Below are 9,646 nucleotides of genomic sequence, written 5' to 3' on the forward strand. Positions count from 1 at the left end.
AGACCCCATGACTGCCGGAGCTTTGGAGGCTCGAATCTGAGATGCTGACGATGGATCTGTCAGCAACGGAGATGAGTCATGACGGAGGCAGTAAAATACGTTGGTCTGGACGTTCATAAGGAAACCATCGCGGTCGCGGTTGCCGACGGGGAGCGCGGAGGCGAGGTGCGTTTCGTCGGCACGGTCGCCAATGACGACGATGCGATCAGGAAACTGGTCAAACGGCTGATAGGGCCGGGCGTGACATTGAACGTCTGCTACGAGGCTGGCCCTTGCGGCTATGGGCTCCATCGGCTGCTGACGAAACTGGGACAGAGCTCCATCGTCATCGCCCCCTCGATGATGCCGCGGCGTCCAGGCGACCACGTGAAAACGGACCGGCGTGACGCGATGACGCTGGCGCGGCTGCTACGCGCCGGCGAACTCACCGCCATCTGGGTGCCAGACGAGGCGCACGAGGCGGTACGCGACCTCATTCGCGCCCGGCGCAGCGCACAGGAGGATGCCATTGGGGCCAAGCAGACTGTGCGAAGCTTCTTGCTTCGGCATGATCGTCGTTTTGGCGGCAAGGCGGCCTGGACGAAGATGTACTGGCGGTGGTTGTCCGAACAGCGGTTCGATTTTCCTCATCAGCAACTGGCATTCCAGGAGATGCAGAAGCGGGTGCTGGAAGCGCAGGCGCGGGTTGGAAGGCTGGAGGCGGCGCTGGCCGAAGCGGTGGATGCATGGTGCTTCGCGCCGCTGGTCCGCAATCTACAGGTCCTGCGCGGCATCAGGCTGGTCAGTGCCGCGACGCTGGTCGCCGAGGTCGGCGATCTCACCCGCTTCGACAATCCCAAGCAGTTGATGGCGTATGTCGGCCTGGTGCCGTCCGAGCACTCCAGCGGTGCCCGGACTAAGCGGGGCCGGATCACCCGCGCGGGCAACGCGCAGGCACGCACCATGCTGATCGAGGCTGGCTGGTCGTATCGACTGCCTGCTCGCGAGGAGCGACGCTACCGTGAGCGGGTCATCGACTTGCCCGAAGACATCCAGGCGATCGGGTGGAAGGCACAGGTTCGCCTGTGTCAGCGCTACCGTCGCCTGGCAGCCACCGGCAAACCGCAGCCGAAGGTGACCACTGCGATCGCGCGTGAACTGGTCGGCTATGCCTGGGACATTGCACGTCGGGTGTCACCGGCCGTGGCTGGCTGATCCACGCACAACGATCACGAGAGGAGGCGCCAGCGCACCAACTGCATAGCCTTGGCCGGCGTGCCGCGGGCACCCGACTGTGATGGGCAATCCACGGTGTACGGTGGGGCAGGTTCGTCCGACGCCCGAACTTAGACGGAGGATAGGCCCAGCGACGGATACGGGTAGTGCGGTAACCAACCCGCGGATGAGAGCGTGATCAATCGTCGTCGATCAGGCGTCCGCGGCACACCCGCCAAGGTCAATGCGAACGCTGGTCTTGCGGTCAGCGAAGGAGTAAACTCGGCCAGCGTCTCGGATGGCAGTCATGAGAGCGTACGTTTTCGAACATTCTCTCACCGGACCCCTAGTAGTCGTCGGCGGAATGGAACGCTTCAAAAGCGGGCATTTGGATATAGTCGTCGCGGGTGTGGTAATAGGCTTGCGATCCGCCGATGCGAACGGTTGCGTCGATGCGAGAGAACATCACTTCAAGCTCAACGTCGCGGGTTTCGGGATTGGTGATGATCGGGGCGGGCGCGGGATATTTGCCGTCCAGTCCTTCGACCTGATCGGCATTGAAAACCGTGTATCGTTTCAAGAACGGAATGGCGCGCTCGTTGTCCGTCTCGGAGTCTTTCACGACAAGCTTGTTGGCATAGACAATGGTGGTTCCCTTGCTGCCCTTCCTGACATTGCCGCCCAGCTCCAACGCCTGTTTGAAGGTCAGCCAATAGGGCGAGGCGAAGCCCTGACGCATAGCGCTGGCCCAAAGGCTGAGGACGTTGATCCCACGATAGGCGACCCCATTGTGCCGGAGCGGAATGGTCGGCCCACCGCTCCACGGCTTCACCCACGGCTTGGTGCCCGCTTCCAGCATCGCAAGAATGTCGTCGGTGACGGCCTGATAAATGTCGATCCGGTTCGTTTCCTTAGCCATTTTTCACTCCTTTAGGCGAAGCCGCTGCCTGCGGCCTGCGGCTCTGACCCGCTGGCGAAGCGCGGGATGGGGAGGGGGAAGCAAAATCGATGGGAGTGGTGCGGGCGGCACGGCTAGGGAGGCTCCGGCGCTCGCGCGCGCCGGAACTGGCCGAACTTGGCGTGCAACCCGGTCCTGTCGATTATGCTTCGGGAACGAAAGGGCGGGTGCCCTTGGTGTTCCCCCGGTGGCAGCTGCCACCACCGGCAACGCGCGGCCCTGGCCGCTCATTATACGCGGCCGATTTTACCGGCTGCGTTCTGTAAAATGGGTGCGGTGGCAGCTGCCACCGCCCCGCAAGTTTGCGGGGAGCGCGGGAGTGAAGCGCGCTCCCCATGCCGTCATGCCGCTTGGCTTTCGCTATCAGCGGCATCGGGCAAGGCAGAGGGTCGAAGGGCGGGGGGCAGGATGCGCCGCCCCGCAAGGCGCTCGTTGACCGTCACGGCAAGATCAGAGCGCTTCATGGTCTGGCAATTCTCTGCGGCGTCGTTGCCGCAACCTTCGGCCAGCAGCTTCAAGAGCGTGGCCTTGCTAAGCTGGTCATAGAATACCTGATTGGGTTCCCACTTGTCGGCCATGTCGATCTGCGCGGCCCCGACGATCTGCGCCAGCTGGCGGTCGCGGTCGCTATGGAACGAAAGGCTCGTGATCTGCGAGGCCACGCAGTAGGCCAGCAGCCGCAATTTCGCTTCGCTGTCCATCTGGCGCATGTCGTCCAGCGTGGGTGTCTCGGCCAAGCGGGCAAGATCGGCCCCCGCGATTTCGTCAATGTCGGCAATCGTGGAATGGCCCATGATCGCCTCGTCAACATGGAAGCGGTTCTTCTCGGCGGTGATTTCGGCGGCTTGTTGCCACGAATAGGAGTTGCCGCGAACCTGCCCCAATAGGCCCGTCAAGAGCACGTCCAGCGCCAGCTCCGGGTCGCTGGCAAGGGCTTCCCGAACCGCCATCGTGCGGATGCCGCCCAGCTGATCCATGACCTTCTGCGAGTAGTCGGGCCGGGGAGGCTTGGGGCCATCGGCGGCGGTGCCCTTGGCGCTGCGCGTGAACGCAACCTGTTCGATACCGTCATGCCCGATGAAGACGATAAGCGAGTGCTCGGCCTTCTGCTCGGCGGTGAAGACGCGGCAAGCCGATACGATAGCGTCCTGCTTGCGGGTCAGGGCGCGCAACTCGTCGTCATAGTCGTGCTCGTCCTCGTCCACCTCGCTTTCCCGCTTGGCGATTGCCGCCTCGATCTCGACCAGCTGCGCGGTTTCTTCCTCGGTCGGATGGCGCTCGCCAGCGGGTTCCAGATGGCCGCGCATCCAGTAGGAATCAGGCCGGTAGAGCTGCCCTTCTGCATCGCGCCAGCCATCTTCGCGCGCCGCCTTGGCGATGGCGTCGAGCCGATCTTGCACAAGGTCCATGACAAGGCCCGCATCATCGCAATAGCGACGTTCTCCGAAAAGATCGGTGGTGAAGGTGCCGCCTGCGGCGCAATAGGCTTCCTCGCCTACAATGCGAAAATGCTTGTCGGTATCGGCAACCTTCTCCTGGGTGAGCATGGCGCGGATTTGGTGGGCGTTGTCGCCGGTGCGCTTGAAAACCTCAAGCTGGCGGTCCTGATCGTCTGTCAGCGCGAAAGCCTGCGCCGCGCCCATGCCGATTTCGTCTTTCTGGAAGGCTTTGAGAATGGTCGGGTGCAGCGCCGCCAGCTTCAACACGCGGCGGACATAGGCGGGGGAGACGCCGAACGATGCTGCAACATCGTCAACGTCTTTGCCGCTGTCGATGATCGCCCGATAGGCGGCGATGGCATCGGCGGGGTGCATGTCCTCACGCTGCGCGTTCTCGGCAAGAGAGATTTCCAGCGCCTCGTCCTTGCTGCGGATTTCAACGGGAACCTCGAAAGTGCCGGGGATGGTCTTTGCCTTCTGCAACAGCTTCAAGGCCCGGTAGCGCCGCCCTCCAGCGCAAATCTTGATCTTGCCGTCCTCATCATAGCCGATCAGGTTTTGCAGCACGCCCCGCGCCTGAATGTCGGCTGCGAGGGCTTCGATTTCCTTGGGCTTCACCTTCCGCACGTTGAGGTCGGAAAGCGCCAGCTTGTTCAGTTGGATGGTCTGGATGGTCATTTTTCACTCCTTTAGGCGAAGCCGCTGCCTGCGGCCTGCGGCTCTGACCCGCTGGCGAAGCGCGGGATGGGGAGGGGGAAGCAAAATCGATGGGAGTGGTGCGGGCGGCGCGTCTAGGGAGGCCCCGGCGCGCGCGAGCGCGCCGGAACTGGCCGAACTTGTCGAGCAACCCGGTCCTGTCGATTATGCTTCGGGAACGAAAGGGCGGGTGCCCTTGGTGTTCCCCCCCGGTGGCAGCTGCCACCACCGGCAAGGCGCGGCCCAGGGCCGCACATTTAGCGGCTAGAGAATGGCGAGAGCGAGAACCGCAACGATTGATCCGCACAATGCGGACAAGAGCATCAGGCGTGTCGTCGCGGCATTGATCGCGATCGCAGCGCCGGCACAGGCCCATAGCAGCGCAATCGTGGGTCCAGCGCGGTAGATAAGGAAGCCGATATAGCTGTTCGGCAGGAGCCGCGGATAATCGACGATCAGGCGTGCAACGATACCGCCGCCTGCGAGAATGAGCGCGGCGATCAGCCATGCCGCGATTGCCTCGACGCGCGGCGATGCACTGTGCCTGGGCGCGGCCTGCATCGTCGTTCGCATCGCATCATTCATGCTAATCTTCCCTTATAGCCCTGACCGTCACCCGAATGGGCGGAGACGGCTTTGCTGGCTCCGTGGAGCCGCGCGGCGCAGCCGTGGGGTGGAATAGGGCAGGTTCCCGGCTCCGATCATTTGCACTTGTTCGGCAACTGGCCCCTCTCGATCGCCAGATTCCTCATCGCCTCGTAATCGACACCCCAAAGGCCTCGCCGCTCGTCGGCTGCATCTTTCATGAAACGGGCATAGGCCAGCCCTGAATGTTGCCTGTAATCAACGGCATATCCATGGCGCACCATCGTTGCCGAAACAGATGCCCCATTCGACCGAAACCGGCACGACAGGTTAGACCGGCCCCAGCTTGTCCGCCGCGTGTTGCATATCGGCTCGATCGTCAGCTTTTCGTCCTGAAAATCGCTCGTGCAATCCATGCCGCCATTTTGCTTCACCAGCTCTTCCAAATAGAGCTGCGCTGCGATCTTGGGCACATTGCCCTTACCGTCCTCATCCGGCGCATCGATTCCCGACAACCGCACCCGCTTTTTATCGAGCGTTTCGAGCGTATCGCCGTCGATAATGCGCGGGTTCTCGACGTGGATCGAAACTGGCTCGCTATTCCTTGCTTGCATCTGATTGAACAGCGCACCGAAGGCGAAAACAGAGAGAATTGGCAACGCGATTTGCTGATTTCGCGGCCATTTTTTGAAACCTCGGATCAGCACCTGGCTCTCTCCTGAAGAATGTCGTTCCAGTCCATCGGCGCCGGGGCCGGCGGGAGGATGATTTTCAGTTCGCGGTCGTTGGCGGTGAGATGGTCGCGCGCGTCCTCTATGGCCTGTGCAGCTTCCTGGCCGTGTTGCGAGTAGATGACGATTTTGCGGATGCGTTCCGGAATCGCGATCAGGCCATAGCGGCGAATGCCGCCAGCGCCCCACACCTTGAATTTTCCGTCACTAAGCTGGGTGACGGAAACGGCTTCCTCGAAGCCTTCCGCGAGGCGCAGAACATCGCCGGTTGGCTGGCCGCCGATCCGCATCGCGGCGTGTCGGACCAGGCCGAGTGTCAACTTCGCCTCGCGCAACGCCGCATGGTAGCGTTTCTCGCCCGTTGCTGGATCGAGCAAGATCCGCTGCACGGCGATTATGCCTTCGTCGGCCTCGAACGGCACGAGAAGGGCAGGATGCTCTTCGCGGGCGTCGGGCGGGCCAACGATGCAACGCGGAGCAAAGCGGACCTTGAGGCCGACCGGGTCGATCGCGCGCGAACGCAGGTAGCGTTCAGCCGCGGTGCCTGCGATCGGCACGGCGGAATCCCATAGGTGCAGGGCGAGCTTCCGGCGCGACGGTTCGGGCGCGCGATCGACCGTCTCGCCGCTGGTGTGACGATTGATTTTGCGGCTGTTGAGCGCGGACCATACGGCTTCCTGGCTGCAACCGGCCCAACATTTGAACAGGACGGCCTTCTTGCCGGGGGTGACTTGGAGCGACGGATTGCGGTCGTTGTGGGCTGGGCAGCAAACCATGCCATATGAGCCGCGCCAGTGGCCGCCCATATCCGCTACGATCTGACGTGCGCGTGCTTCGACGTCCATCTGCATCGAACTTCTTTCGTCAACGGTATCCCGACATTGGGATTTATACACATTTCACGGAGGCGGGCAAACGGTCGGGATATATGCCAATATCGCGCATGGCCCGACTAGGGCCATTCAATATAAATATCTCCGCCGGGTATCTTCACTTGCGAATGACTCACGTTCTTTGGCCTCAATCGCTTCGCCCAAGCTGGCGAGAATATCGGCCAGCTCGCGCTTGTCCCGCTCTTCGCGGGTTAGCTCCCATAGGGGCAGCTGATCCCTCATGCGCTCCATGTCGCGCGCCGCCTCGATCTGGCGATACTGTTCGCAAGCGGGGGCTGGGTCAGCCGCGATGCCGCGACGGCGGCGAGCGGCGAAGATTTTGGAGAGGAAGGCGGGGAAGAGGAAGCGATAGGCGTTCGTGGCCTGCTTGATGCGCGGGCCAGCGCCTTGCGCTTCGTGATCGGGAACCGGCTCGTAGCGCCGGAACCAGTCGATAATGCGCGCCTCTTTGAGGCGCGAAAGCGCCTGAACGACGCAATTTTTGCTGAGGCCGGTTCCCTCCATGATGGTGTGAAGGCTGGGGAACAACGCGCCGGTGCTATAGTCGATGACGCGGGCCAGGAACTCGATAATCTGGATGCCGGCCTGTCCGATCGCACCGTTACGAATGCGCGGCGTGGTTGTCCGCCGCTGCGCGAGCGTCTGCCGCTCGTAGAGCTTTGCGGCTTCGATCATCTCGCGCATCTGGCGAGCATTGCGGATCGGCGTGTAGGCCTTCGCCCGCTTCTCGTGGCCTACGGCGATGCTGCCGGCCCAGACTTTGACGCGCGGTTTTTCGGCACGCGCTAGCAAGGCGCGGTCGATCGTGGCGAGGCCAGTGCTACGCAGCACGGCGCCTATGGAAGTGGTCATGCGGACCTCCCTTCGTCGGTCCCGCGAGGCCAAGCGCCATCGCTCCCGAAAGCACGCTTTCGAGATTGACTTTCGCTGCCGCACCACCGATAAAGGGAGCCAAGTTAGACGCGCTCACCTTCGGTGGCACAAACAGCCCTCGCTCAGCCAAGCGAGGGTTTTTTGTTGCCCTGTCGCCTCGGGGAGCCACCCCGCACGCAACAGATGAATCGCCGACTCCAAGGCGGAATCAGCGCGTCATAACTGGCTCAAGTTTAAGGGGTTGGCAAGAATAAGCGTGCGCGCACGCTTATAACGCGCTCGTCACGCCAACTTGCGGTAGTGGCGCAGATAGTCGGGATATTCGATCCCGCGTGCTTTCAAGAGATTAATCGTCGCCTCTTCGACCAGGGCGGCAACGGACGTTTGTTCGCGCTCAGCAAGGTTTTTGATCTCTGCCGCCAGCTCGGGTTTCACCGACGCTGCGAGATTGCGCGTGTTCGCGCGGCTCGGCCGACGCCGGGGCAAGGGAACCGGGAGAAGGGGGTCTTCCTGTCTTTTCGGGCGAGCCATAGGTCTAAAACACAAGAGGTTGATGTGGTGCCGGAATAAGCGTGTTGACACGCTTAATGGCTGTAATGTGGTTGCACGGCAAGAGAGGACAAGCCGGGTTGCCCTCGCCGTCAAAGCGAGGATAGACATATCCTTATCGGTAAAAGGGAATAAATCACGATGCCGCATAGCGACGATTGGCAGTATGATCCGATCCTGGAACGCGAACTAACCACCCGCCGCCCCGCTGGGGGAATGATCCAAGCGGTCGAGATTGCGCAGTTGCCGTCGAGTGAATGGATCATCAACGTTAAAGTATCGTGGCATGGCGATAAGTGGCTGAATGTCTGCCTATTCGAGCAACCGACGCTTAAAACATACAAGCGACTGTCAAGTGCCGTGCGGCATGTCGTGCTCGATTACGGATATGAGGATGACCATATCCGATTGGTCCCCGACAAACAATGCAGCAACAAATTGGCGTTTTAGGCTTCCCTTTCCCCCTCATCGTGATATGTGCATAAATCTCGATGACGAGGGAGAAAGCGATGAAAGCTTTTAATTTCGCGCTCGCGGCCGCCTTGGTGGGGGCTGCGGTGCAATCGACCCCCGCTGTAGCGTCGGATAATACTTGGGCATGTGAGGTTGTTCTGTGCATCTCCAACCCGGGTGGTCCGACGCAATATCCAGCCTGTGTTCCACCGATAACGAAACTGTGGCGGGTGCTGGCTCTCGGCGGCAGCTTCCCGACATGCACGGGCGGGGGTATCGCCAAGACAAAATACAAGAAGCCGGATGATGGGAGGCCTGGTCGCTTGACGGTCACTTGGACTGACGGGCGGCAACAGACCTACTATCAGCCGCGCAACTGACCGGGAGCGGGAACGTGTTCCTCGAAACCGGAGCCGTTCTTTCGCTGGCGGCGCAATGCGCCCCAGCAGTAGCACCGCATACGATCGCCGCGATCGTGGATGCGGAATCTTCGAACTATGTGTTTGCGATCAACGTCAACGGCGTGGCCAGTCAGCCGCGCCGTCCGCGTAATGAGGCTGAGGCCATCGCAACCGCGCGCTCCTATGTGGCTCGCGGCTACAGCGTGGATCTCGGCCTCGGCCAAATCAATTCACGCAACATGGGCTGGCTCGGCCTGACGTGGGACACTGTTTTCAAGCAGTGCGCCAATGTCGAAGCGGCAGGGCGGGTGCTCCTGTCCAATTTCCGTTCGGCCAAGACGGGGCGCACCCCGCAAGAGGCCCTTCGGGTCGCACTCAGCATGTATAACACAGGCTCTCAATCGAGAGGTTTCCGCAACGGCTATGTCGCCCGCGTGGAGAACGCAGGTCGCCGCGTCAGCGGTCGGCCTGCGACCGCAATCCCGACTGTCATCGTAGGCGATCAGCCCGCCAGCGCCGCCGTGAGCGACACTGGCGCCGGTCGTGTGCCGGTGGAGCTGGCGGAAATCGCAGCGGAGAACATGGAGGCGGCTCCACCGCCTCCACCGCCTGCGTGGGATGTTTTCGGCCGCGCCCAACACGCGCGGATTGGTTCGTAAGGCGAAGATAGGAGTTGTCGAATGTTTCGTATCTGGAAGATCAAGGCTGAATCCCGGCTCGATGCGCTGCTCGCGCGTCTCAAGCCCTCGCCGCTCATGGCGCGCGCGCTGCCCCTGTCGGGGGGTTGAGTAGCAACGGAACAGAAAACCTACATAAGGCGCACCTTCAGGCATCGTCGATACCCACTGCACCGGGGTCGCGTAGCGGCCGAAGT

The 9,646-nt window shown here is 61.7% G+C and carries 10 protein-coding genes; 3 read left to right on the forward strand and 7 right to left on the reverse strand.

What is annotated here, in order from left to right:
- The first annotated feature begins 78 nt into the window (after positions 1–78).
- A complete protein-coding gene (locus GGQ90_RS24115) occupies positions 79–1,194 on the forward strand; it encodes an IS110 family RNA-guided transposase (RefSeq protein ID WP_188084213.1) in 1,116 nt (371 codons plus the stop codon).
- Positions 1,195–1,540: 346 nt separating this feature from the next.
- Here the strand turns inward: GGQ90_RS24115 and GGQ90_RS24120 are convergent, their stop codons facing one another.
- From GGQ90_RS24120 to GGQ90_RS24150, 7 genes are all read right to left on the reverse strand, one after another.
- Complete coding sequence (locus GGQ90_RS24120; protein WP_246428418.1) at positions 1,541–2,113, reverse strand: ArdC family protein; 573 nt, start codon at positions 2,111–2,113, stop codon at positions 1,541–1,543.
- Between the two features lie 380 nt (positions 2,114–2,493).
- Positions 2,494–4,269 carry a ParB/RepB/Spo0J family partition protein gene (locus GGQ90_RS24125; protein ID WP_188084214.1) on the reverse strand — a complete coding sequence of 592 codons (1,776 nt, stop codon included), beginning with the start codon at positions 4,267–4,269 and terminating at the stop codon, positions 2,494–2,496.
- Positions 4,270–4,551: 282 nt separating this feature from the next.
- On the reverse strand, positions 4,552–4,872 hold the full coding sequence (locus tag GGQ90_RS24130; RefSeq protein WP_020819818.1) for a hypothetical protein: 321 nt from the start codon (positions 4,870–4,872) through the stop codon (positions 4,552–4,554).
- A 116-nt stretch (positions 4,873–4,988) separates the two neighbouring features.
- Positions 4,989–5,579, reverse strand: coding sequence for a thermonuclease family protein (locus tag GGQ90_RS24135; protein WP_020819817.1), 591 nt, complete (start codon positions 5,577–5,579; stop codon positions 4,989–4,991).
- Positions 5,573–6,454 (reverse strand): DUF7146 domain-containing protein, encoded by an 882-nt coding sequence (locus GGQ90_RS24140; protein WP_020819816.1) that lies wholly within the window; start codon positions 6,452–6,454, stop codon positions 5,573–5,575. Before GGQ90_RS24140 ends, GGQ90_RS24135 begins: the two co-directional genes overlap by 7 nt.
- A 111-nt stretch (positions 6,455–6,565) precedes the next feature.
- A complete protein-coding gene (locus GGQ90_RS24145; RefSeq protein WP_020819815.1) occupies positions 6,566–7,348 on the reverse strand; it encodes a hypothetical protein in 783 nt (260 codons plus the stop codon).
- A 303-nt stretch (positions 7,349–7,651) separates the two neighbouring features.
- Positions 7,652–7,804: a hypothetical protein gene (locus tag GGQ90_RS24150; RefSeq protein WP_006949649.1), complete on the reverse strand. Its 153-nt coding sequence runs from the start codon at positions 7,802–7,804 to the stop codon at positions 7,652–7,654.
- A 255-nt stretch (positions 7,805–8,059) separates the two neighbouring features.
- Between GGQ90_RS24150 and GGQ90_RS24155 the strand changes: the two genes are divergently transcribed.
- Positions 8,060–8,368 (forward strand): hypothetical protein, encoded by a 309-nt coding sequence (locus GGQ90_RS24155; protein ID WP_020819813.1) that lies wholly within the window; start codon positions 8,060–8,062, stop codon positions 8,366–8,368.
- Between the two features lie 397 nt (positions 8,369–8,765).
- A complete protein-coding gene (locus tag GGQ90_RS24160) occupies positions 8,766–9,431 on the forward strand; it encodes a lytic transglycosylase domain-containing protein (protein ID WP_020819812.1) in 666 nt (221 codons plus the stop codon).
- Positions 9,432–9,646 lie beyond the last annotated feature (215 nt).

Source organism: Sphingobium scionense (assembly GCF_014197035.1).
Lineage (GTDB): Bacteria > Pseudomonadota > Alphaproteobacteria > Sphingomonadales > Sphingomonadaceae > Sphingobium > Sphingobium scionense.

Coding starts and splice junctions, on each gene's coding strand:
- GGQ90_RS24145 (WP_020819815.1), bottom strand. CDS start 7,348: ATGACCACTTCCATAGGCGCCGTGCTGCGTAGCACTGGCCTCGCCACG.
- GGQ90_RS24130 (WP_020819818.1), bottom strand. CDS start 4,872: ATGAATGATGCGATGCGAACGACGATGCAGGCCGCGCCCAGGCACAGT.
- GGQ90_RS24140 (WP_020819816.1), bottom strand. CDS start 6,454: ATGCAGATGGACGTCGAAGCACGCGCACGTCAGATCGTAGCGGATATG.
- GGQ90_RS24120 (WP_246428418.1), bottom strand. CDS start 2,113: ATGGCTAAGGAAACGAACCGGATCGACATTTATCAGGCCGTCACCGAC.
- GGQ90_RS24155 (WP_020819813.1), top strand. CDS start 8,060: ATGCCGCATAGCGACGATTGGCAGTATGATCCGATCCTGGAACGCGAA.
- GGQ90_RS24125 (WP_188084214.1), bottom strand. CDS start 4,269: ATGACCATCCAGACCATCCAACTGAACAAGCTGGCGCTTTCCGACCTC.
- GGQ90_RS24115 (WP_188084213.1), top strand. CDS start 79: ATGACGGAGGCAGTAAAATACGTTGGTCTGGACGTTCATAAGGAAACC.